Below are 24,311 nucleotides of genomic sequence, written 5' to 3' on the forward strand. Positions count from 1 at the left end.
TCAGGAGTACGTCCTCCGCCGGGCATGGGGTCGGTCTGTGAGGTGAAGATATCTCTATAAAAAACTGCGGGGAAAGTCTTTTTTGGAATAAGCTAATTATTAGATAATGTTATCTTTCAACTTCATAAGATCATCTATTTTTATTATCTGGCTGATGCGGTGTGTCGCCTCACCGTTGGATGTGCGCAACGTCATCGCCTGTCATAATCCACCCGTCTCACCCCAGCCCCCACACGGAGTCCATGCCATTCATGGTGCTGTTCAATCGATTGAGCGCGTTTTCCATCCAGGCGCGCAGGGCACTGAAGCTGGTGTGGGGGACGTCGCGGCCCTTATTCATAGGCCTGCTGCTGGCAACCATCGTTGCCGGTCTGTTGCCTGCTCTGGCGGCCTGGATCGGCCAGCGTATTGTCGATGGCGTGGTGCACGCGATGCAGATTCACGCAGCCGGCAGCCAGGCGCCCGTGTGGCCAGTGATGCAGTACGTGCTGGCCGAGGCGGGCGTGTTGGCGCTGTTGGCCGCCGCCCAGCGCGCGTTGTCAATGCAGCAATCGTTGCTGCGGGTGCAGTTGGGGGTGAAGGTCAACCTGATGATTCTGGAGAAAGCCCAGACCCTCTCACTCCTGCAATTTGAAGACGCCGAGTTCCACGACAAGCTGGTGCGCGTGCGCCAGGGCGCGTCGACACGGCCGCTGAGCCTGGTCACCAAGGGCCTGGGGCTGGTGCAGAACCTGATCTCGCTGATCAGCTTTGCCGTGCTGTTAGTGCACTTTTCGCCGTGGGCGCTGGTGATTCTGGTGGTCGGTGCCTTACCGGTGTTCTTCGCCGAGACGCATTTTTCGGGCAATGCGTTTCGCCTGTTCCACCGGCGCGCGCCCGAGACCCGTCAGCAGAATTACCTGGAATCGCTGCTGTCCCACGAGACCCATGCCAAAGAGGTCAAGCTGTTCGGCCTGGCGCCGCTGTTCCTCAATCGCTATCGCGACAACGCCCGGCGCTTGTACACCGAGGACCGCCGGTTGACGGTGCGCCGGGATGCCTGGGGCTTTGCCCTGGGCCTGCTGGGCACCGCGGCGTTTTATGTGGCTTACGCCTGGGTGGTGCTGGACACCGTGCGCGGCCAGACCAGCCTGGGACAGATGACCATGTACATCGTGCTGTTCAAGCAGGGGCAAAGCGCGATCACCGCCAGCCTCAGCGCGATTGCCGGCCTGTATGACGACAGTCTGTTTCTGTCGGACCTTTATGAGTACCTGCTAACCCCTGTGGTCGTGCCAAGTGGCCGGCTTACCCAGGGCGCACGTCCCGGCGACGGTCTGCGCTGCGAGCACGTGGGGTTCAGTTATCCGGGCGCTGAGCGGCCGGCATTGACTGGCATCAACCTGCACCTGGCGCCGGGGCAAAGTCTGGCCCTGGTAGGCGAGAATGGCTCGGGCAAAACCAGCCTGATCAAACTGCTCACGCGCCTTTACACCCCGCACGAGGGGCGCATTCTGCTGGATGGCAGCGACTTGCAAGACTGGGATGAACAGACACTGCGCCAGCGCACTGGGGTGATTTTCCAGGATTACATCCGCTACCAGATGACCGTGGGCGAGAACCTTGGAGTGGGTGACGTCGATGCGCTGAACGACGAGGCGCGCTGGCGCACTGCCGCAACCCAGGGGGTGGCCGCCGAATTCATCGAGCGCCTGAGCAAAACCTACGGCACACAGTTAGGGCGCTGGCTTGGCGGCCAGGAGTTGTCGGGTGGGCAATGGCAGAAAGTCGCCTTGTCACGCGCGTATATGCGCCAGGAGGCGGATCTGCTGATTCTTGACGAGCCCACGGCTGCGCTGGACGCCGGCGCCGAGGCGGCGGTGTTCGAGCACTTTCGCGAACACGCCAAGGGCCGCATGACGTTGTTGATTTCCCATCGATTCTCCAGCGTGCGCAATGCCGACCACATCATCGTGCTGGACGGCGGGCGAATCCTGGAGGAGGGCAGCCATCACCAACTGATGGCGGCGGGTGGGCGCTATGCCGAGTTGTTCGATGTTCAGGCGCGGGGTTATCGCTAGGTCTCCGAGCGCTCGTCCAGTCCATGGGGGCAGTCAGCTCGATTTCGCGCGCAGCAGGTCTGTTGAGACTATGCTCATTCCCACCTCAGGCCATGTACTGGCTTCAGTTGTCGTCCGCCAAGGAAAGGAGTCTGTACATGTCTGGTTCTTCATACCCGGTTCTATTGCTGCACTGGCCGAACGAGCAGTCCAACCCGCTGAAATGGCTTCATCGACACGCTGTCGGCAGGTGCAGAGGGATGACTGTGGGTCAATCCCGGGCGCGATGGAGGACGGCATGAAGACTCAGCCGATCCACACAATCATGTGGCGCTTCGCCGGCTGCCTGGGTGGGCTAATGATGATTGCCGCCAACCCGGTCCAGGCCGCCGACGGAGGTATCGCCGGCGGCCCTACCGCAAGCTATGGCATTGCCTTCAGCAACTCCTATGCGGGCAGTGATTTTCGCAAGGTGATGTTGCGCAACTGGCAGGAGATTGCGCTTCAGGCGCAAAAAGAGGGTTTGATCGGTGAGGCTCCGGTGGTCAGCGCCAATAATTCGGCCTCGGAACAAGCGGCCCATATTCAGGAGATGATCGTCAATGGCGTCAACGCCATCGTCATCCTGGCCGCGTCCGACACGGCCCTCAACGGGGTGATCCGCGATGCCTGCAACGCCGGCATCGTGGTGGTGGTCATGGCCAGCCTGGTCACCGAACCCTGTGTCTATACGGTGGACTACAACTGGTCCGCCATGGGCCGCGTGGAAGTGGATTACATTGCCGAGCGCCTCAAGGGCAAAGGGACACTGCTGGAAATCCGCGGCATTGCCGGCGATGCCACCGATAAAAATATCAGCGACGGCATTCGCAAGGCCGCCAGTGACTATCCGGGCCTGAGGTTCGCCAAGACCGTGTACGGCAACTGGACGGAGTCTGTCGCACGCAAGGAGGTGGCGCTGGCGTTGCCATCGCTACCCGGCATTGATGCCGTTGCTACTCAGGGAGGCGACGGTTATGGCGCGGCCATGGCGTTCAAGGCGGCGGGGCGTCCTTTGCCGATCATCGTGATGGGGAATCGTCAGGACGAACTCACCTTGTGGCAACAGGAGCGCGATGCCAACGGCTACGAGACCGTCTCCGTTTCCGCTTCTCCAAGTGTCTCCCAGGTGGGGTTCTGGGTGGCCCAGCAGGTGCTGGCGGGTAAGCAGGTGCCGAAGTTCGTCGAAGTACCGCTGGTGCGTATCGATGCGAAAGACCTCGACGCCTGGCTCGCCAGCATGCCGGTGGGCGGCGCCGCCAATCCGCTCTACAGCCAGGCTTCCGTTGCGGCGATGATCGACGCGGCCGCCAACCATACGGCACCGCCGGCGCCTTTGCCGGAAGTTGCGAAGTAGTGGCGGGCGGGGAGCGCGGCTGCGGGGCGCCATGCTGATATTCAAACCCGTCAGTGATCGGCCCATTGCCGTCAAAATTGGCTTGGCGGTCGCCGCCCTGGTGTTCCTGATGTTGACGGTGTCTCTGGTGAACCTCTACGGCCTGCGAGGCATGGTACGCGCGGTGGACTCGGCCAGTCATTCCGCAGAAATTCTGGCGTCGGTCAACGCGGCCACCGGGCGGGTGGAAAACTTCATTGCCACCCGCGATCAGGAAAGCTTGTCCCAGGCCGAGGGCAGGGTGGCGACGGCTATCGCTGGCCTCACCGCCATTCCGGTGGCCGAGGCGGAATCGCTCAAGGGCAGTCTGGAGCGGCTCGCCGCCGCGATCGCCGCCTTGCGCGCGGCGAGCCTGACCATGGATGGCGAAACGGAGAACATGACCGCCCATTACGGCCGGATGCGAGAGGCGACGACTCTCGTCGAACAGGGTATCGCCGCTGGGTTGAAGGCGGTCGACGCTCGCGCCGTTGAGCACCAGGCGCGGGTGAGCAACATCGAAAGTGCCCACCGCATCCTCGATGTCCTGCGCAACGGCGAACGGCTCATCACCGCCAACGTGGCCAGGATGCTGGTGACCGGTGACGGGGCCGCCGCCACTGCGGTGCGTAATGCCTGCGCGGCACTCCGGCCCGTGGTCGAACAGTTGCGCGAGGTGATGGGGACGCCGCAGGAGAGCGAGGTCCTCGACCAGTTGGCCGCGGCGCTCGCGGCTGCCAGTGTGGCGATAGAGCGTCTTGGCGAGGCACCCAGGCTGCGCGCAGAGGAAGTTTTGCGGCATCTCTCCGCCGTGGGGGATGTGGCCGGGCGCCTCGAGGCGATGTTGAGTGATGTGGAAAGGGACGTTGCCCATGACGCCAGCGACATTCAGGCTGCCACCGGTTTACTGCACAATGCAGCGGCGTTATCCAAGCGTTTCGCCGAGCGTGTGGCGACCCTGGAAGCGCAGACCCTGTCGTTTCGTCTGTCACCGTCGGCCGAGATCGCCGACGCCGTCGGCACCCTCCTGGACGAGCTACTCCGTCTCTCTCGGGTGCTTCCTTCCTCCGTGGGGCTGCAAGGCACTGCCACGCCGCTGACTGTCAACGAGCAGATTGCCGGCTACCGGGCGGCATTCGCCAGGTTCCATCAGGCGAGCAACGCCTTGAGCGACGCGCGCGACCAGGTTCGCAACGAGGCCCGCAGCGCCGGCCTGTTGGTTGCGCGCTTCGCGGGTCAAGCGCGCTCCGACGCCCTGGTCCACAATGATCGCGGCATGCTTGCGACGATCATTGCGGTTACCGTCGCCATCCTGCTGGCCGGCGCCATTGCCTGGAGCACGTCGCGATTTGTCGCGCAGCCCATCGTGGCTCTGGCCTCGGTCATGCGTCGGCTTGCGGCCGGCGACCTGCATGCCGAGATCGCCAGCGTCGGACGCGGCGATGAGATTGGCATCATGACCCGCGCCGTTCGGGTGTTCCAGGAGAATGCCCTGCGCATCCGGGTGCTGGAGGCCGAGGCCGAAACCGAACGACAGCAAGTCCAGGCCTCTTTGGAGAGAATGGTCGCCGAACGGACCGATACGCTGCACCAACAGACCGAAGTGCTGGAAGCGCAAGCCGTCGAACTTATCCAGGCGCGCAACCAGGCCGAGACGGCCAATCAGGCGAAGAGCGATTTCGTGGCCACGGTCAGCCACGAACTGCGCACCCCCCTGACCCTCATTCTCGCGCCCCTGGAGCAGCTCTCGGCGGCGGCCAATCCGCCCGTCGATTGGCGCGTGCAGATCGAGCGCGCCCAACGCAATGCGCTGCGCCTGATGAACCGGGTGAACGATATCCTCGATTTCTCCAAGGCTGAAGCGGGCAAGTTTGAGTTGTGTCCAACGTCGGTTGATTTGAACAAAGCGGTGGGGGTGCTGGCCGAGGATGCAGCCATGGTGGCCGAGGGCAAGGGTTGCACCTTGACCTGCAGCATCGACCCCGCGCTCGGCACCGTGTTCCTGGACCCCCGACACTTCGAGAAGATCCTGCTCAACCTGCTGAGCAATGCCATCAAGTTCACGCCCGCTGGCGGCACGGTGCACCTGGCAGTGACGCCGATCGATGGCGAGCGATTTGAACTGGCGGTTCACGACTCGGGGATTGGCATCGCGCCGGACAAACTGCCGCTGCTGTTCCAGCGCTTTTCCCAGATCGATAATTCCGCTACGCGCCACTACAGCGGCACAGGCATCGGCCTGGCCCTGGTCAAGGATCTGGTCGAACTGATGGGCGGCGAAGTCGGCGTCAACAGCGAGCCCGGACGGGGCTCGTGTTTCTTTGTTCGACTTCCGCTGGGGGCTGAGCAAGACAGGGTAGCGACCGAAGGCGGCACTCTGTACGAGCAGCCGTCACTGAGCACAACAAGCTCAACCGAGCAGCGCCACCTGCGTTTTGACGACGGCCACCAGGGCGCTCCAACGCCAGACGCAGGCGAGGAGCAGCCCCCGGAACATGCCTCGCGGTCCAGAGTGCTGGTGGTAGACGACAGCCCGGAAATGCTCAGCTATCTCACCGAGCTTTTGCACGACGACTACAGTGTCGCCACCGCAACGGATGGAGAGCAGGCCTGGGCGCTCCTGCAGCGTCGACCGATCGATGTCGTCGTTTCGGATGTGATGATGCCGCTGCTCGACGGCTTCGGCCTGACCGCCAGAATCAAGGCCAGCACCGGTTTTGCCCATTTGCCCGTGATCCTGGTGACCGCCCGCGGCGGCGGTGACGCCTGCGTTTCAGGGCTGGAAAGTGGCGCCGATGACTACATCGCCAAACCCTTCTCGCCGCTGGAGCTCAAGGCTCGCGTTCGCGCGGCGCTGCGCATGAGCCAGGTACAAAGCGAACTGCATGCCAAATCCCGCCAGGCGGGCATGGCCGAAATCGCCACGGCTGTGCTGCACAACGTCGGCAACGTCCTCAACAGCGTGAACGTCTCGGCAGACCTGGTCAGCAACCAGTTGCGCGCATCCAAAGTCCATGGCCTGGGCAAGGTCGCTCAATTGATGAACGAACACGTCAACGACCTGAGCGATTTTCTTACCCAGGACCCCAAAGGCAAGATGCTGCCCGACTACCTGCTCAAGCTGGCGCAGGTGGTGACGGCAGAGCAAAAAGGCATTGTCGAAGAGCTCGGGCAACTCACCAAGGGCATTGACCACATCAAAACCATTGTCGCTGCCCAGCAGTCCTATGCCGTTGCTGTCAGTGTCGTGGAGACAGTGTCGGTCACCGCGTTAATCGATGATGCCTTGCGCATGAGCGCCGGCTCGCTGGAGCGCCAGGGGGTGACGGTGGTCAAGGAAATTGCCGATGTGCCTCTGCTCGCGCTGGACCGTCACCGTGTGCTGCTGATTCTGGTGAACCTGATCAGCAATGCCAAGCACGCGGTGGAAGGCGTGGCCGATCGCAGCCCATGCGTCACGCTCAATGCCGCCCTCGTTGACTCATCAGGGCTGCGTATTTCGGTGACCGACAACGGCAGCGGGATTACGCCAGAACACCTGGCGCGGATCTTTTCGCATGGCTTCACCACGCGCAAAGAGGGCCACGGCTTCGGCCTGCACAGCTGTGCACTGGCTGCGCAGGAAATGGGTGGCCGCTTGACTGTACACAGCGACGGCGCCGGACAAGGCGCCACGTTTACCCTGGATATCCCCATTGATGCTTCGCTGAGTCAGTGATGAACAGTGGAAAAATGGATTACACGCTGTGCCAGCCTGCCCAGAGAAGGAAAATTTTGCCCCCATGGGCGCTGGAGTCCAGTGGAACTGGGCGGACGTGAATGAATTAAATTTCGCCGGAACCTTATGTTAATAAAGGTTTTTTGGACTTTAGTGGAATTCCATTACAGGCTATCGGGGTCCCCAAAGAACATTTTGACTAGGCTCTAGAATGGTAGTTACAGCCTGAAAAAATCGAATTATGCCCCCAGTTTTGCCCCCATTCATATCGGATGTGCGAGCGATCGCGAATGGCGATTTCTGACGCGGACCTGGGTGGCCGTGGCTGGTATTCACTACGCCCCCGTATCCTTGGGTGACCAACCCGAATCTGGCAAATTGGTCGTTCGATGAGTCGATATCCTTAACCGGAGTTGTCCGGGCTGTCTTTCAGCACCTGTCCTGTAATTGGCATCGCGAGATGCTCATGCTCTTCGCGATGTTGCAATGGCGCTGGTCGCCAGAGGGATCGATCCGCGTGTCCATCGGCAGTCGGAGCGTAATGCCAGGCGCCTAGACACGCATTCGGCGTTGAAAGTGCGGGGCAAAGTTGAGCGTCGTGTTTGTGGTCGTGGATCTCGATAGTCCAGCCGGGCCTAGAACCTCGTGCTTCAATTGGCCGTCGAGTCGGCTGGCAGCGTGGGGGGTGAGGTTCATTTGCAGCGCACCGCGGAAATTGTCGCCGGTGCCTGTCGCGCCCTGGCATTCAGCCCTCAAGGTCGACTCCATTACGGAGGCCTCTAAGGCGAGCTGGTTTTGGTATAGGGCGATCAATGACATCGGCTAGTGATATTCACTGGGTATTGTTCCGACACCAATGAAGGAGTCGAAAGTGTAGCAACGGGGAGAGCGGATGTCCTGAGGCACGCGTGAGTTCAGTCCACGAACCGGCTTGGAGTGGGTGGCAGCAACCAGCCCAGGAGCGGTCGTCCAACCTCAAGTTGCTAGCGGTTGGACAGTGAGCTTCCGCAGTCGACGATTACACACCTGAAGCCACCTTCCGTTAACACCACCATTGTCCTTTCAACTGAATTTTCCGTGATCACTGGTGGTAGGCTTTGCTGGATGCCTGCTGCCAACTCTCTTTGGATCGATCCATATTCGTGTCTAATCATGACAGAGAGCCCACGCCTATGAATCCTCGCCGTGCTGCATCCCTTCGTCCTGGATAATTCAAACACCGGAACCGCGTAGCCTCTGTCAGGGGCCGCAGGCCGGAGCGTGCTGTGATGTTGTTGTGGCTCACGCATACCACCGGCATTCCTGTTATCGAGTTGGCCTTGCTGGAGATAGGCGACGTACGATATCCCAGCGGTACCATCAAGCCCAAAGTGTACTTGCGCGCAGGCATCACCAAAGGCTGTCGGCCGCGAAACGTGTATCTGACTCATGCTCGATGCGTGTTTTGATTTGCGCTCTCGGCACAGCTGGGGACTTTCAGGCATAGATGAGTGTATCGAGGATCCAGCCAGGCCCAAGGCTGGTCATGACACACAAAGGGCAAGCCATTGAACTGGCATTCAAACATCGCCAGTTAGATAGCGGGGGGGGCGGGAGGTTTACCGAACCTGTGATTCACTTCAGCAAACTATCAGCACGTCGTATTGGCAAGCGAGTATCAAGCAGCGCTCCTCGCATAGCTGCAGGCGCTAGCTTGCTGCAAAAGTTTTGGCCGCCACTGGCGACGTCCAGAACGTATAGACCATCCTAGGGCACACCTGCTTGGATTGCAGCGAGCCATACTTAACCGTGGATATGCAGGCAGTCCGGCGTGCATTTGAGCTTGCGCTGGCATAGTGATATCGACGACTCTTTTGCACGTTTGAGTGTCATGGCTGAAGGAGCCTCATTAGAAGTTGGTCGAATTACCACCCATGCTGTTGTCGATGCTAGAGCGAGTAAATCTGAATCGACTGCGTATTCGGCTGGACCTGTCCCACAGCGAACGGGCTTCTGAAAGCAAAACGGCCTGCATCCAGCGCCACACCAATTATGGAGAAATGATCGTGATCGAACCCTGGGAAAAAAGCCGAACTCCTGAACTCAAGAAGCTGCTGAAGGAGTTTACAAAACACTCGCCCTCGAATCCCGATGACGACCGTGATCTGACCGGGGAAGCGTTCCTGTCTGCAACAGATGAAAAATCCCGCGAGCTGATAGGGAAAATCGTTGAAGCAAGTTGTGTCGTTCTGTTCGATCACGCGGGGCGAAAGCAGGGGCAGTCCCGAGCAGCAATAGTTCGTGCAGGAAACCGCGTCTCAGTGGTCGGCGACCCTAACGACGAAGACGATAGTTACAAAACCACCCTTGAGATTGAAACTGAACATGGCGTATTGACGGTTGATGCGTCGCTGGTTGGCCGTTAAAGGCCAGAGAACAGTCTGCGGGTGACGGAAGCGAGCCGCTGTCCCATCATCCCGCCATTAAGTAAGAGCCATAGCCCATGAGTAATTCAAGCAGGAAAAAGAAAAGCACTGGTTCGTTTTCGAAAGAAAATTCAAAGGTAGCCTCGTCGAGTGGCTAAGGAAGTGCCCAAACCCGACTATCTGTGAAGGAAGACACATCGGCAAACCGAGCACCGGAATCCAGCATCAATGCAGCTACGAAATTTCTGATAGCGACACCCCTGAAACCGCTGGTTTAATTCTGCTGAGGCTTTATACCGACGTTTTATCGTTAGACCAGAGTTTTTTGGGGGCTTTACGCGATCATTTTAAGCCTAGCAAATCGTCAGAACCGTTGTAAAAAGCAGACCTGAGATCGTGTAGGAAACGTCGCTGCAAACCATCGGTCCGAAAGGCCCTTTTGCAACTTATGACGTGGGTCATCCGGGGTTTCAAGCCGCAGCCCTAGCTACTGATTGGAAACGAGGGAGCGAGTGCGCAGTCGGGTGTCGGACGCTTGCGGTGAAGTTCAAGCGGCGCGGCATCGACTTACGACACATGAGCTAAGATATTAAGAGCTTGGAAATAGTCAAAAAGCTCTGCGAGAGTGATTCTGCGCGGCTGGGTGAGATAGTTCGGAGTATAATTTAATGGAAGCTAGATAATGAGCAAAGTTTTCCTGAGTCATAACCATGTGGACAAGCCTTTTACGAGACGTCTTGCGAGTGATCTTCGCCAAGCTGGTCATTCTGTTTGGATCGATGAAGCAGAAATAAATATTGGTGACTCGCTAATCGGGAAAATTCGCGAAGGTCTAGATGAGGTAGATTTTGTCGCGGCTGTGCTAAGTGAGCATTCTATTGGGAGCGTTTGGGTGCAAAAGGAATTGGAAATCGCTTCCAACCGAGAAATTAAAGAGCGCAGAGTTGTCGTGCTTCCTCTGTTGGTACAAAAGGTATCCTTGCCAGGTTTCCTGGAAGGGAAATTTTACGCCGACTTCACAGACCTCACGTCTTACAAACCAATGTTTGAGCTCCTACTTCGCGCCCTTGGTCCCGCAACTCCTGTAGAAAGACCCGCAGACGCTGAGATGGACGCTCTAAGGAGCGAACTGGCTGTCATGAAAGATGCGTTGGCAGATCTTTCTAAACAGAATAAAGCTCATCAACACTTCTCGCTTATGCATAAGACCCCCCAGCTAGCTGAAGCTGTTGAGCGCGCGAATGAAAAATTTCCGAATCACGCGCCAATCAATAATACCTATGCATTTGAGGTTGGTAATACAGTTGTAACTTTGGATTACCTGCTTTGGGGGATTGGGAAAGCTATGCGGACCGGAGCTCATGTCCTAGAGGCGCTGCTTTCAATGCACAACAAGTGGCAAGAGGCACACTGCATGATCGAAGCGTATGACGATCTATTGGCCAGTTATGAATAATCCGCTGTAACTTAGGAGTTATTCTTCAATCTCGATCAATCATGAGAGGCGCCACATAAATGCAACAACTCGATGTCGCTAAAGCAGAGCTCTGTGCTCTATATCTTGGTTTGCAATCTGATGCGGGGATCAGTCGCGAGCAGATCTCTCCCTTGCGCAGTGGTTTCGCGGATCGCTCCTATGTTCGGACTGTGTTTGCTATGTTCGAAGGAGTGGGATATGCAACCAGGCAATATATTCTGGCGCAGGCGGCGGCAGGAAGATATCAGATCTCCACTCAGGAGCGTGATTTGCTCAGTGAGCAGACTTATGTATTGGACAGCAAAGGAAACATTAAAAACAAAGAAAGCTTCCTCCAGTTTCTTCCGGGATTCCGTCTGACGATACACATCCTAGGGCGATGCCTAGGTCGGGAAAGTTATGTTGCCAGTGCTTTCGGGCACCATTTTTATGAAAGCTTTCAAGAGGGTATCGCAATCCGGAACCGGGTTACACATCCCAAGCTGACTCAGGAGTTTATGCTCTCATTTGAAGAGATTGAGACTGTGACGAGAGCTGAAAAATGGTTCAACAGCTTGCTCGCAGATTTGCTTGGTGATGCATTCGAAAGGCGCTCTGGGCCAGTCGGAGGTGACGTCATTTAGAGACGGTACGGGATCTATCACGACGTGAGGGGTACTGCGACATTACCTTTCACATTCGCGATCCCTAATTCGAGTGCGTTTAAGTCCTACTCTGAACGCTACCCAGATGAGCTTGTAAGGCGTCTAGAAAATCCGGGGCGATTCATCTTGCGTTGTCTTGAAGTGTTGAAGGAAGATTGGGCTTTGTAGAAATGTCAGCCGTAGGAAGGAGTCCAACATTAGCTCAATTAGATCGCTCGACTTACGTTTCGTAGACGACCTCGTCGATTTTGTCCGTGGTGCTGGTTATGTTTTGGATTTTTCGGATGTCAGTTTTGCGGCTTTTTTCGCGGCGGAGCTGAATGTTGACATCGACGATCCTAAATTTGCGGTGAATGGTCGTTCAAAGGGTAAGCGTTTAAAGTGCTTTCTACAGAGCTGCAATGACTCTGATGCCGTTCGGCTACTCGCTGCCCTTTGGGAGTATCGGAGCGAGCATCTCATTCGAGCTGCATCTCCAGACCCAATCGCCAACGCAGAGCAGAGGTATAACGCATTGTTAAGTCGGCTGTCTGGTCAACCGCAGGCAGCATCGACGGCAGCGAAACCGGACGAGCCGGTAATTGAAGCGTGTAAATTCGCCACGTTCAAAAAAATCCTTTTAGAAGTCGCTACGCTCCTGCCTCACGCTCGTGGCTATGCTTTCGAGGCATTTCTCAAAAACCTCTTCGATGCATTTCAGCTGGCAGCCCGAGAACCATTTCGACTTAGAGGTGAGCAAATAGACGGTAGTTTTGAGCTGGACAACGAGGTTTACCTGCTCGAAGCGAAATGGCACGGCCAACCCATTGGTGTCGCCGACTTGCATACGTTTCATGGGAAGATCGAGCAGAAGGCTGCTTGGACTCGAGGACTATTTGTAAGCAATAGCGGGTTCACAGAGGATGGTCTTGCCGCCTTCGGTCGAGGCAGGCGGGTGATTTGCATGGATGGATTAGATCTGTACGAAATGTTAGATCGGGAGATTTCGCTATCCGAACTCCTCAAGATCAAAGTCCGCCGCGCGGCAGAGACCGGTTCCCCCTTCATTCGCGTTCGCGATCTGTACCCGAAGTGAACCATTCACTCGACGGTAATTTTTCTGCAGATGATGGCGTATTGACTTGCCAAAATTGCTGCTCTACCGTCCCTCTTCGATGCCCTAGGCTAATGGCTGCACTATCGTGCCCGACCTGAATTTTGAGTTTCAAGAAAACTATACGAGCGTTCAAGTTAATTGTGCGCTTCGCCCCAGAGGTGGACTCAATCTATGCCTGCTGCAGCTGCCTGCATCCATTGATGAGGCCTTAGAAGATCTAAGTCGGACGACTGCGCTGAATGTTCTGCGCAATCTGCTTGAGGCTGGGCCAGATGGGACGAGCCCCGCCCTGTCCGCAATAGCGCCAGGTGGTGACCCTGTGCTCATTGTTGCGCCGGAGTGGGCATTGGGCTCAGTGGACTGGAACGCTGTTGACGCTCTTGTCAGAGGTGTCGATCGACCACTCGTTTTGGTCAGCGGATATGGCGTCTCGTCGGGTGGATCCGTACTCGAATGGTATGGGGCGCCATCCGAAGACGGGACGGTTAGGCACCTCGCCTGGGAGCAGGCTCGTAATGGCATCAGCCCAGCTATGCGTGTGAATGGCGGTTGGTGTTGGATTCATGAGCCAAATGGTCAGACGCACTGCATCACTTATCTTAAAAATGTTCTTCAGCAAAGTTATGAGGCAATCGAGTTAGACGATGTCCAGTCCCACGACACACTTTTGCATTTGCGTTTCAACGACTTGGACCTATTTCCTCTTATCTGTGCTGATTTACTGATGACTGCAGGCCAGAATGGGAGTTCACCCCAAGCACGTATCCACCGCAAACTCGAGAGCCTGAATAATGACCGTCCAGCACTTATCGTAGGTTCCTTGCTCCAGACGGGATACAACCAGAATTGGGGAATCGCTATTGACTCCCTTTTGAACCACGTTCTTGCGGGTCGACGGGGAATAGTCGCCCTATGCAACGTGTCTCATGACAGACCCGTAGCAGATGAGGCGAACGATAAATGGAGAAGTCTCAGCGGTGTTTTTGCATCATTTACTGAGATGCCTCACGGTCAGAAAAGTCTCACTGCGACGCGGGCACTGAGTTCTCAGGGCATTGTGGGAGCGGTGGTACGAGCGACACACCCATCAGTAACTGCAGGTATTGTGTATTGGCCGCCATACAACCCTGTTAACAGCTTGCTGATTTGGAGAGGGAATATGGTTTGCCCTATTCAGAACACAGGGCTGATGCTCCCTGTGCCGGCTGCTCCTAACAAGGTCACCTATGAGATTGAGCGCTTTTTACGTAGATATCCGCCTGACATGAATGCCGCTCCTCGGCTAGATGCAGGCATAGCCGAAATCGGCGAGCATTTGCGCACTATCCATTCAGCCGGCTCGAGCTCCATGCTCAACACCATTTTGGAGGGCACAAGCTCCCTCAAACCGGTCGATCCTGACGCAGTTTATGATCCTGAAGTGATCAGCGCTCTTCGAGCCGGACTTCACGCGCTAGCAACGCTGAAATCGATTGATGGAATAGATTGGCAAGACTCTCCTGGTGCCGCTGGTCAACTCATCGTCCGCGCTCAAAACCGGCATTTACTAATATGGCGTTCTCATAATGAGTCACCTAGAGCGCTAAAACGTTCTCTCGGAGAATGGCGGGATAGAGGTGGTCCACATCCACCTTTAATCGTTCTAGGAGCAACTCGCTATGGCGACCTGGACAGCGGAGAGATCGCACCAGAGAGGCGCGATGACATCAGCACCACTCCAAGGGGCAATGCTGATCTTCGTGCCGGCGGGTCACTTGCACCCGTGATAGGGGACATAAGGGGACTCAGAGGCATGCGCAGAGTAGCCGGTCTCGGATTGTCGAAAGCCGCAGCGGTCTACACAGAATACGTGGCATCAGAAGATGACGAGCGGGTCGCTGAATTGCTCGGTCAGATCGCCTCTTTTTTTAGGGAGTAAAGATGCATGAATGAAGACTTTGCGTTTTGGAACTCCGCCCGCGAGCAGGTTAATGAGCTGTGCCTCAAAGTAGGTCTCGACCACGCTCCAGAGCTTCCCTCACCGGGAATAATGATTTCCGCGCCTGAGGGAACAACGCTTTGGTCTTCGTCTTACGCGCTTGTCCTACTATGGCCCTGCAGTGGAAGTGACCATACTTCCATCGAGCGAGCAGCGGCGCAAGGTCAAGCCTGGTTTGATGAAGTTCTCGTCCGGAACGAAAGGCTGTCTCCTGGAACCCCAATAGATGGCTATCTAGTGCTCGCCCTCCCCGAGGTCCCTGAGGCAGATGCCCGAGAGGAGATTCGCCGACTGGAGTTGTCGGCGCGGGTGTGCCGGAAGCACATGATTTGGCCTTCATCACCTGAAGATTACAATTATGAACCGGGCCTATGGCAACGAGTAGCCGACATAACGGTCTTGGGACTGCCAGATTCAGTTGCCCCCTCGGGTAATGAGCTCCAATGGCCAGAGCTGGATTCTGAAGCTCAAGCACTGTGGGCCGAGCTTTCAACGCTTGGCGTTAATGGGACAATTTTACGTCATGAGGGGCCGCCGAATGCGCGGAATTAGACTAAACACTCTCAATGTGTCTCATTTTCGTGGGCTCAACGACTCTGTCAGCTTTGATTTCAGCTCACCATTGACCGTGGTATACGCTCCAAATGGCACCGGCAAGACAACAATGTGCGAGGCTGCAGAATGGCTGCTTACAGGCCAAGTAGAAAGGTTGAAGGAAGGTAATGGATTCGACGCTCTAGTTCTGAGTCCGAAGTTTTCCAGCCCAAATGACGCCACTACCTCCGCCGCTGCGAGCCTCTATATTGATGGAGCGCAACAATTTGTCCGAAGAGATGTTGATGGATCGCAGTCTTCTGCAGCATATGGTGCCGATGAAGGGGCAGCAATTACCCTTCGTCCCAACGAACTTCTGGCCCTCTTGGCTCCGGTCGCTGCGGCAGACGAAGCACATGCCATAACGGCTATAAATTTACGGCAGCGGTGGCTTAAAGGAACGCGCTTTTTGAGTTCTGAAGCGCTGGCGGCCTTGGTCGATACCGACGAAGAAACTATCGAGCGACGAACTCAAGTCTTCGCGGATTTGCTCGGAATTCGGCATCTGCTTGATGCCGAGCGGCAGTGTGAAAAGTACATTGTTGAGATCGGTAGACGCCTGCGAAATCTTACAAAAATGACTGAGTCGAGATCAGCGGAAGTTACTGATCTGGAGCTCGCTCTTGGCCCTGATGAGGCGGCCGGAACTTCGCACTCGAGCTCGGCGCGTCTTGAGGCGGATACTGCCGCGAATCTCTTTGCGGCCGAGGATACTCAGTGGTTCGTAGAGCAGCCTAACCTCGACGATCAATTAGCCTCTCTCACCGCGTTGCACAGTCGTTACAAACACTTATTCGATGCACGCTCACACGCAGCTAAGCGTGTCGAGGCGAAGTGGAGCATTCGTAGCAGCTTAGAAATGGCTGTCACTGAAGGGATCAATCTTGAGGCCGCGTTGGCGCAGTCCGTAGCCCAGATTGAAAAGGATGGACGGCAAGCTGCAACTGAGCTCACTGATTTTAATTCTCGGCGTGAAACCACCTATCTGCTGGCGCAAGAACTCGCGAAGGCTAAGGATGAACTGACTCATCTGAGTGCAATGGTAGTCGCCACACTTCTGGATGGCGGTTTTGCCGATGATCTTTCTCTAAGCGTCATAGAGCTTTCGCATAAATACTCTGAATACCAATGGCCGGCGATTGCACGACAACAACGTCGTCATGAATTGAAAGGGCTCGAGTTATCTATCGCAGGATCCACCTATGAGGCCAAGCGCTTAGCGGAACTGGACCTTGAGGTTAGTGCCGCTCGCTCCGATGCCCCCTCACGTGAGGAGCTGGAGCATTTGCAGGAAAAAGCCGCTGAGACCGTTTCACACGCCATAGCTGCCACCAAGCTGCTAGATGCCGTGGCGAGCCCTGTGGCTCGCTTACAAGCTGCTGCTAGGGAGCTTTTAGGTCATGACCATGGTGTGGACATTGGAACATGCCCTCTTTGCTCTCATGACTGGAACGACGCTGAAAATCTAAGATCAGCAATAAATGCGACGCTTTCCGCCGCCCCTGAGTTAGTTGTAGTCGCCAGGTCTGGAGTGGCCGCAGCCGATGATGCGGCCACGCTTGCACACTCCCAGCTCAATGCTGCTTTGCAAAAGCAAAACTATCTACACGGACTGGAAAAAGAGCAATCGGATCTGCAATTGGCCAATGCTGTTCAGCGTCGCGAGCTGGAGAGGCTCGGTGTCAGCCAAGGTGCCACGGCAGAGGAGTTCAAGTCTCTCGCTGCGCATCTGGATGTAGCCGACGCTATTTCCGGGCTGCTGTCAGCCCGCGATGGGATTTTACCTATAGTTTTCGATTCTGAATTTCGCATGCCCGCTTCGGGGGTGCAAGTCGCAGACTTGCACCAACATTTGGATACCGTCTTCGAGGCAAGAAATCTTGTGGTACAGCTCGAGCTTGCTGAGCTTGCGAAGTCTATCGAGGCTGCGATCAGTAATCGTGACGATCTACGCGCAAAGTATGCCGCGGCGCAGCAAAATTTGAAGGATTGCCGTCTGGGCTTAGAGCAAAAGTCAGCGGAGCTCGCCTCTTTGCAATCGGCATGGCAAGAGGCTTCGCCAGATATTGAATGGTCGAACGCCGAACTCGATACATTGATGTCTGAACTCACAAAAGAAAACGTTCGCCTTACTGTAATTGAAGGACACATTGCGGCGGCTCGGGCAGCATGGGCAGCCGAATCTCGTCGCTCTCGTCTGTTGGAGCTTCAGCAGGCGACCCAACTTTTAATCGATGAATCAAGGGTGATGACGGGTAGGTTGGACGCCGCGAACCGCGCGCGTGCAGTGTTCTATGAGGCCTACACCACGATTAGCCGTCAAAAGGTTCAAGACCTGAGCCGAGTGGTAAACCCGCTCTTCGCGCGGATGCATGCTAATCGTGTTTTTGACCGGATCAACCTCGGTGCGGATACTGACTTTTTGCACTGGCTCGCCGACGCAGGGGACCAGCAGCTCGATCCGGGCAAAGATTTTAGCCAAGGCCAGCGACAAGATCTTGCCCTCGCATTATTCTTGGCGCGGGCACGCAGCCTCGGCGGGACATTCTTTCTTGATGAGCCGATCGTCCATTTGGACGACTTGAATCGTGTCGGTCTTCTCGACATTTTGCGAGCGACTGTCTTAGAAAGCAGTAATACGCTTAACCTCGTCATTACGACCTCTAGTCGCGCATTGGCTCGACACCTCATAGAAAAGTTTGCTGGTGTAGGTTTGGTAGAGACACCAAGTGGGCGGCAGCCGCCTCTTCGAATATTGGAATTAGACGGTAATGGTCGAAGCGGGATCCGGCTGAGTGCCGTTTATCCGTTGGAGGGAATGACTGTTGCGGCTAGTTAGGCGTGAAAGTGCTAGTGCAGGTCTCGAAGCAGCCGATCTTCAATACATCACCCCGAGTGCTCACGGCTGCGTTGGGGGGATCCTAGATCATTACCGATGACCGTTGTGTTGCATTTGATCTGCACATGGTTGGTCTGCTCGAATTCGCTGGCCGTTAGCGAGCGGCGTTCAAGATGCTGCTTGATTCGCGCGCGGCCAGCGTACAGATCATTCACTCGAACCCATCAATTTAGTTTCGGCGTCCAGGATCATCTTTCTGATCAGCTTCACATCCATCCCAACGTTTCCATAGGTAAAGCTCGATTCGACGATCTTCTTCTTGGACTTTCTCAGGTCCGGATGGAGATGGTCTGGACCGTAGGGCACTTTATGATGGTTAGCCGAGTCGACTCGCGACAAATTCGTTCCATCGGGCGCTTGAACGTTGTAAGCGTAATTCATGGGCGATACGTACCTGACGATAACGGCTACCCCGGAAGGCCTTCTGGCCGTGATGGCTTGGTCATGCACTTTATCAATGGTGCAGTCGAGTTCCGTTTTGAGGGCGTCGCACGCCAGATCTAGTGCCTCACTCGCGCTTACTTGCTGGAAATTGTCGAACATTACCATTCCACCCAGATGCTTGGCGACGTAGTTCAGCAACGTTGATTGCTCTTGCGCCTCGGCTTCATGTGTCGAGCAAAGTTGCAATCCGATTAACAGACCTGAGCCTCCCTGTACCGTGGTCGTTGACACCCGATCTGTTTCCGCTCCGCACACCAAACACTTGCCATTGGATGAAAGCCAGATCGCTCCGTCCACCGTCGTATTTTTGCGACGGCCATTAAAAAGCCCTTCAAATGAGCGGGTCTCACTGTCGCGCTCCCGTCGCCAGGTGTTGAAGCGCTGAGGATAGTCACGATCGTCGATAAGCTTGGAGAAAGCAGCGTCGTTGATAGGCTTGAGGGTTAATCCATTTCTCTCAAGAAATACGCTAATGCTGCCTAGGTCTAGCAAGTTTTCGGTCTTTAGGTAATAGATTCTCGCCGCAGGAAACCTGTCGGCCGGTTTGTAGAGGGCGTTGAAATGAAATACTCCCGAGGCCACGTAAATATGAACGTCGTCTGCCCATTGCATCATCCACAGCAGCGTTTCCTTGTTCCGAACCTCAATTGGCAATACCGGTTTTTGTTCGGAAAGGAAATTGCCGCCGAAGACTTGTATCGCGCCATCAGTCGCGCGACCATCGAGCTTGAGGGTTATGCAGTCTTTAATTACATCGTTGAGCTTCAACATTAGATTCCACGCCTGTGATTGTCTTGCACTCAAAATGGGGACAGCCAGGCGACTTCACAAGCCGTCCTCATCAACAGCGCCTCGTCGCCGCGGCAGCGCATGAATCGCCTCTGATTTTCTATACTTTTTCTAAGGTCTGCTTCTAGCCGAGAGCTGTCAGGCGTAGCTGCTACATATTATCAGAGCTTCCAAAGAACGTTTTGACTAGGCTCTAGGGCGGTAGCTACAGTCTGAAGTGCACCAAGACATTCATACAGTTGCCTCGGCGATTGGCAAAGCGATAGGCGCAGTGCGGCTGCGCCGCACCGAAGACAGCCACGACACGGCGAGCGATTTTTCGGTGCCGGAGCGCATGTCCATCGGTTCGGTGGCCAGTCAGATTGTCGCTACGGATCATGGCGCACGCAAAAAAGCGCGCGCAGTCCTCGAAGTCGGATGATGGCCATCGCACCGTGATGGTTTGCTCGCCAAAAGTCAGCTCGATGATCGCTGAGGTTTCAGTCGGCCTTTCGGTACGATTTTCACCGGAACGAACGTCGGCAGTGTTGCAGATGATTTATCTCGGTAAAGCGGAATCCACGTTCGGATCACGTTGGCATTGACGCCGTGGCTGATGGTAAGACTGGAAATGGTTGCACCGGGTTGCAGGCATTCCTGAACAATCTGGGCTTTGAACGATTTGGGATAAGAGTTTCGTTGGCGCATTAAGGGCTATCGCGTTCGCTTAAAAATAGGCAGACACTATCGCCCTTAATTTGGGATCTCGGAAGGTGAGTTGGCTGAGAGATACCTTCGCAACACCCGACTCGCGATTGAAGTACGACAAAAAATGCCACCCGCCAGTGGTGCTGGCAGGGTGTGGAAAATTGATTGCGGCCTTGCCAGTAATGTAGTGCTGGCGAGACACGCGTTTGAGGTCAAAATCAAAAAGCGGCGGGCCATGTAATGGATCTCTAAACATGAGCTAACCTGATTCGCGGTAAGCACGGCCATTTTTCAAGCGGGATTACGCATGCTTTGGCCTAAGCAGGGGGAATGGCAGAGGCCTTGATGGCGTCCTCATCCTTACGGAATCTTACTGCGGCGTCCTTAACATAGACCCCACATTCAACTAGCGCGCTCACTTCCTCATGCTTTCCAAGAAATGATGCTCGAATGCCCTTGAGCAAAACGTGGGCGTAGCGAGCATCTTCAATCATGGTGTCCATTTCGCCTGATATTGTTATCCCTCGGGAACTCCAATGCTTCACAGCAGCCAGAGTGAAAGGCTGCTGTGGCTCCTCCATTCGATATCGGTGTCGTTGCTTAAGTAGCTCGCTTAACTGATGCGCGTCACTCAGCATCTGTTCTGATAGGCTTCGGCGGTTGCTTTGCCGAGCTGCGACCACCACGTTTGCCTGCATGGATTGAAGCCCAGGGAGGATAAAATCGCGAAGGATGAAGTAGAATTCCAGCTGCCGGTTCATCGCACCATCAGCAAGCTTGCGAAGCCCCTTCAGGATTTCGGCAGATGCGTCAGAATTGTTAGGAATACACAGTGCCTTCTGGCTATCCCTAATGCCCTGTTCAAAAAAATCAGTCATCTGATTGGCGATTAATCCTTGTCGATAATCCTCCCGCAAAAGGTCGAGCAAGACATCCAGCTGGTTAATTGCTGCTGTGTCAATTTTTAAACTGGCGTGCTGCACCTGATGTTCCATTGCATTCAACGTCCTTTCCACAGGAACGATGCAAAATTGCTGAAAGGAATATGAGAAGACAAACGTCTCTTTGTTTAGCATTCCAAGGCAACCTTCATAGATCTGGATCAACCGATCATTCAGATCCATATACTCAGTGAGGCCTTCGATTGTCGCCTGGTTCATTTGCGCTGTGTCGGCTTGATAGGCCAGATACTTATGGATTCCCACGAAGGCAGTTACGGCAAAGCAACTGGCCAACCCGAACCTGAGGATCCAGCCACGAAGAGAAATCTTAGGTTTGTAATCCGGATAGAATGACTCCTGAAGCGAAGAGTTCTCTTGAATTACAGTTTCAATCGCCCCCCAGCCCCATACGTCCACTGTTCCCTTTCCAGCGATAGCTCGCTCTTCCGTAAGTTCTAAGGCACGATTGGTCAGGAGCTTGTCATGTGGACTGGTGGTAAGGATGAAGAAGTGATCGATCTTGAACGGAAAATCTTCTGTCTCGAGAACCGCCTGGTTTATCTGCGCGAGGGTCAGATTTTTGCCGAGGTTCTCATTTCGCCCCTTGCACTGAACGGCGATGAGAGAGCCATCTTTGAGACGGCAATACAGATCCACGCCATGCTGCCGTTGGCCCTCCCGACCGTATTGGTCGAATCTGCTTTTAAAGACACAGCTCATTACTGCTAGTGACAGACGCTCGAATTGCTTCCAGTCTGCAGGACGTCGGTAGGTCGCGGCATGTGGTGCGGTCATAACCTGAATATCATCTCCATTTAAAAGTGTTAACGCTTTGAAGCTTGGCTGTGCTAGACCCAGCAGCTAAAACATCCCAAGCCAGGTATCGCCTCAAATGGGGCAATCTGAAGGCTGCGACTCGGCGTACAGCAAGTTTTTCATCGAGCCTAGCTTCCATGGGACTTAGAATCGCCGCCAATTGAATTCTACTAGGCATCAAACATGAATGAAGACCTGATCTGCCACGAATGCTTGAACGAAATCCATCTCAAAGGGTTGATCAGGCGAACCGGCGTGGCTGCAGAATGCTCGTTCTGCCTAAAAAGACGTAAGGCTATCCCATTCGAGAATCTGGTCTGTATGGTCGACGATGTCCTTCAGAAGTATTGCCACCCTGGAGCGGTATACGATCAGTACGACGACAATGGAAAGCGCTCTGAAACAGAGCAGACTGGGGATCCCCTTATCTTCCATGTCGCAGAATTGCTTGGCTTGGATGAGGACGACCCGGTCGCCGAGCGTGTCCTCTGCGATCTTAACGAAAGCTCCCATTACGACATCATGCAGGGAGGAGAGGCGAGATATAGCGATGATGAAAATTATGAGTGGAGAGTGATTCGACCAAGAGAAGCAGAAGCGCGCTGGCTAAAATTTCAGACCGAAATGAAGCATGGAAATCGATTTTTTAGCCAGCATGCCAAGGATTTTCTGGACTGGCTGTTTCGAGGGCTTTCATCCTTCAAAAGCCCTGATGGATCGATGTCCGTTGTCAGAGAGCTTATCGACGATCAGATCTTTCGTGCCAGGCGCTGTGATTCCGCTTCAGAGTACGACTCGATCATTAGCAAGCCTGCCGCAGAGCTCGCTCCGCCACCCAAGGAAGCTGCAGGTGCCGGCCGAATGAACCCTAAAGGGTTGGCCGCTTTTTATGGAGCCTTTGACCGAAAAACCTGTGTTGCCGAGCTTCGCCCCCCAGTAGGAGGACGAGTCGTCAGCGGCGAATTCAAACTCACAAGACCCGTTCGAGTCCTGGATTTCATTGCTTTGGATGAAGCCTACGAAGCGAGGCCGTTGAGTGCGTTTGAAGCCAGCTACGAAGAGCAAATGGGTAGACGCATCTTTTTGAAGACTCTCCACGCAAAAATTACCGTTCCAGTGCTTCCCAATCAAGAACATGAATATTTGGTTACGCAAGTCATGGCTGAATACTTGGCGACTCAATTCAACCCGCCACTGGACGGTGTGCTTTTTGCTTCGGCTCAAGTTCGGAAAGGCACTAACTTGACGCTATTTAATCATGCAGTAGTAATTCCACCAGAGCCTACAATTGCTTTTACTAATATGAATGACTTGCTGAACAGCTGTCCCTCGCACGAGCCTGCGATTGAATATGTCCCTGACACACTTGTAAGGCATAAAGTTTGTCGTGTCAGATTTATAACAGAAGATCTAGAGCGTGAAGACGGTCAGCCGGAGTCTGATGAGCAGTACGATGACTGGGATGAGTATTGATTCGAGTCGTCCGCTAAAGGAGCTGCTCAGGCTATAGTTCACCATGACCACGGGGAAGGCTAGATAATGTGCTACGTGCTTGACGCTTCGTATCAGCGAAATGGACACGACCCAAGCCAGCAGCGCCTTAGCAAGTACAGTCGAGACCGGTTTGCTTAACACGACTGCCACGTCTGCTTTAGGTACTCGAAAAGCGCGTAGAAAGCATCAGGGCTGCCCGTGCTCAAACCCCGAATTTCAAGAATGTCAGCGGCCTGCCTTGCAACCAACAGGACGTTCCGATCAATTGGATTTGATCCCTGATCGAGTCGCTTGACATAGGGAGACTCAGGAATCTCCCGACGGTAATGCTTCCCACCGAGACCACGCAACGAGTCGAGCTGCATTATCGATTTTTACTCAGTTTAGCCGATGCCCCAAAAACCATTTATTGGTTGCCGGTGAGCAACGCGAATTCGTAAAGTTCTAAACCATGGACTGGCCAAAATGAGGTATCCTTCCGGCCAACACACCTTCCTGACGCAACCGCCGAAGGCCATGGTGTCCACCTAATTTAAGTGGACACCATTTCCAGCCTTTTAAGCGGGTCTTTCATGCAGTCACAACGCCGTTCCTATTCCAAATCCTTCAAGGCTCAGGTCATTCAAGAGTGCGCCCAGCCAGGAGCCTCGATTGCCAGCGTTGCGCTGAGCCACAGCCTTAACGCAAACCTCGTCCATAAATGGATTCGAGTCCAAGCGCAGAAAACCATGGTTCTGCAGCCTCCTTTCATTCCGCTGCCCTTGCAGCTAGCCGGGGTAAATCCGCAAGCCGCGTCGTCGGCTACGGCTCGTTTAAGTCATAATGGTTTTGATAACTTTGCATCCTACTTATCCTTCACTTAGTTCTTTAGGTTCA

The 24,311-nt window shown here is 55.0% G+C and carries 13 protein-coding genes and 4 pseudogenes; 13 read left to right on the plus strand and 4 right to left on the minus strand.

Annotation, left to right across the window (positions count from 1 at the left end):
* Window positions 1-251 precede the first annotated feature (251 nt).
* The 11 genes and pseudogenes from C4J85_RS13170 to C4J85_RS13225 all read left to right on the plus strand — a co-directional run bounded on the left by C4J85_RS13170 (window position 252) and on the right by C4J85_RS13225 (window position 18,204).
* On the plus strand, window positions 252-2,060 hold the full coding sequence (locus C4J85_RS13170; protein WP_124411184.1) for an ABC transporter ATP-binding protein: 1,809 nt from the start codon (window positions 252-254) through the stop codon (window positions 2,058-2,060).
* A 277-nt stretch (window positions 2,061-2,337) separates the two neighbouring features.
* Window positions 2,338-3,435 carry an ABC transporter substrate-binding protein gene (locus tag C4J85_RS13175; protein ID WP_124409824.1) on the plus strand — a complete coding sequence of 366 codons (1,098 nt, stop codon included), beginning with the start codon at window positions 2,338-2,340 and terminating at the stop codon, window positions 3,433-3,435.
* Window positions 3,436-4,729: 1,294 nt separating this feature from the next.
* Window positions 4,730-5,779, plus strand: a pseudogene (locus C4J85_RS27985) (sensor histidine kinase); the annotation flags it as partial.
* Between the two features lie 246 nt (window positions 5,780-6,025).
* Window positions 6,026-6,314, plus strand: a pseudogene (locus C4J85_RS27990) (response regulator transcription factor); the annotation flags it as partial.
* A gap of 518 nt (window positions 6,315-6,832) precedes the next feature.
* Window positions 6,833-7,171, plus strand: a pseudogene (locus C4J85_RS27995) (ATP-binding protein); the annotation flags it as partial.
* Window positions 7,172-9,084: 1,913 nt separating this feature from the next.
* Window positions 9,085-9,576 carry a hypothetical protein gene (locus C4J85_RS13195; protein ID WP_124409827.1) on the plus strand — a complete coding sequence of 164 codons (492 nt, stop codon included), beginning with the start codon at window positions 9,085-9,087 and terminating at the stop codon, window positions 9,574-9,576.
* Between the two features lie 682 nt (window positions 9,577-10,258).
* Entirely contained in the window at window positions 10,259-11,032 is a 774-nt protein-coding gene (locus tag C4J85_RS13205; protein ID WP_124409828.1) for a toll/interleukin-1 receptor domain-containing protein, read from the plus strand.
* Window positions 11,033-11,091: 59 nt separating this feature from the next.
* Window positions 11,092-11,676: a hypothetical protein gene (locus tag C4J85_RS13210; protein ID WP_124409829.1), complete on the plus strand. Its 585-nt coding sequence runs from the start codon at window positions 11,092-11,094 to the stop codon at window positions 11,674-11,676.
* Between the two features lie 292 nt (window positions 11,677-11,968).
* Window positions 11,969-12,772: a restriction endonuclease gene (locus tag C4J85_RS13215; protein WP_124409830.1), complete on the plus strand. Its 804-nt coding sequence runs from the start codon at window positions 11,969-11,971 to the stop codon at window positions 12,770-12,772.
* A 106-nt stretch (window positions 12,773-12,878) separates the two neighbouring features.
* Window positions 12,879-14,711, plus strand: coding sequence for an ABC-three component system protein (locus C4J85_RS13220; RefSeq protein ID WP_124409831.1), 1,833 nt, complete (start codon window positions 12,879-12,881; stop codon window positions 14,709-14,711).
* Between the two features lie 598 nt (window positions 14,712-15,309).
* A complete protein-coding gene (locus tag C4J85_RS13225) occupies window positions 15,310-18,204 on the plus strand; it encodes an AAA family ATPase (protein ID WP_164487861.1) in 2,895 nt (964 codons plus the stop codon).
* Window positions 18,205-18,411: 207 nt separating this feature from the next.
* Here C4J85_RS13225 and C4J85_RS13230 read toward each other — a convergent pair whose 3' ends face one another.
* The 4 genes and pseudogenes from C4J85_RS13230 to C4J85_RS13250 form a co-directional block, all read right to left on the minus strand.
* Window positions 18,412-19,479 carry a DUF6516 family protein gene (locus C4J85_RS13230; protein WP_218567708.1) on the minus strand — a complete coding sequence of 356 codons (1,068 nt, stop codon included), beginning with the start codon at window positions 19,477-19,479 and terminating at the stop codon, window positions 18,412-18,414.
* Window positions 19,480-19,953: 474 nt separating this feature from the next.
* On the minus strand, window positions 19,954-20,184 hold the full coding sequence (locus C4J85_RS28000) for a transposase (protein WP_124409833.1): 231 nt from the start codon (window positions 20,182-20,184) through the stop codon (window positions 19,954-19,956).
* Window positions 20,185-20,239: 55 nt separating this feature from the next.
* Window positions 20,240-20,440: pseudogene (locus tag C4J85_RS27690) on the minus strand (hypothetical protein); the annotation flags it as partial.
* 61 nt (window positions 20,441-20,501) lie between these two features.
* Window positions 20,502-21,920 (minus strand): hypothetical protein, encoded by a 1,419-nt coding sequence (locus C4J85_RS13250; RefSeq protein WP_124409835.1) that lies wholly within the window; start codon window positions 21,918-21,920, stop codon window positions 20,502-20,504.
* A gap of 204 nt (window positions 21,921-22,124) precedes the next feature.
* Here C4J85_RS13250 and C4J85_RS13255 point away from each other — a divergent pair, with 204 nt between their 5' ends.
* A complete protein-coding gene (locus tag C4J85_RS13255) occupies window positions 22,125-23,414 on the plus strand; it encodes an RES family NAD+ phosphorylase (protein ID WP_124409836.1) in 1,290 nt (429 codons plus the stop codon).
* 593 nt (window positions 23,415-24,007) lie between these two features.
* Complete coding sequence (locus tag C4J85_RS13260; protein WP_164487862.1) at window positions 24,008-24,298, plus strand: transposase; 291 nt, start codon at window positions 24,008-24,010, stop codon at window positions 24,296-24,298.
* The last annotated feature ends 13 nt before the right edge of the window (window positions 24,299-24,311 follow it).

The sequence above is a fragment of the Pseudomonas sp. R4-34-07 genome, from assembly GCF_003852375.1.
Classification (GTDB): domain Bacteria; phylum Pseudomonadota; class Gammaproteobacteria; order Pseudomonadales; family Pseudomonadaceae; genus Aquipseudomonas.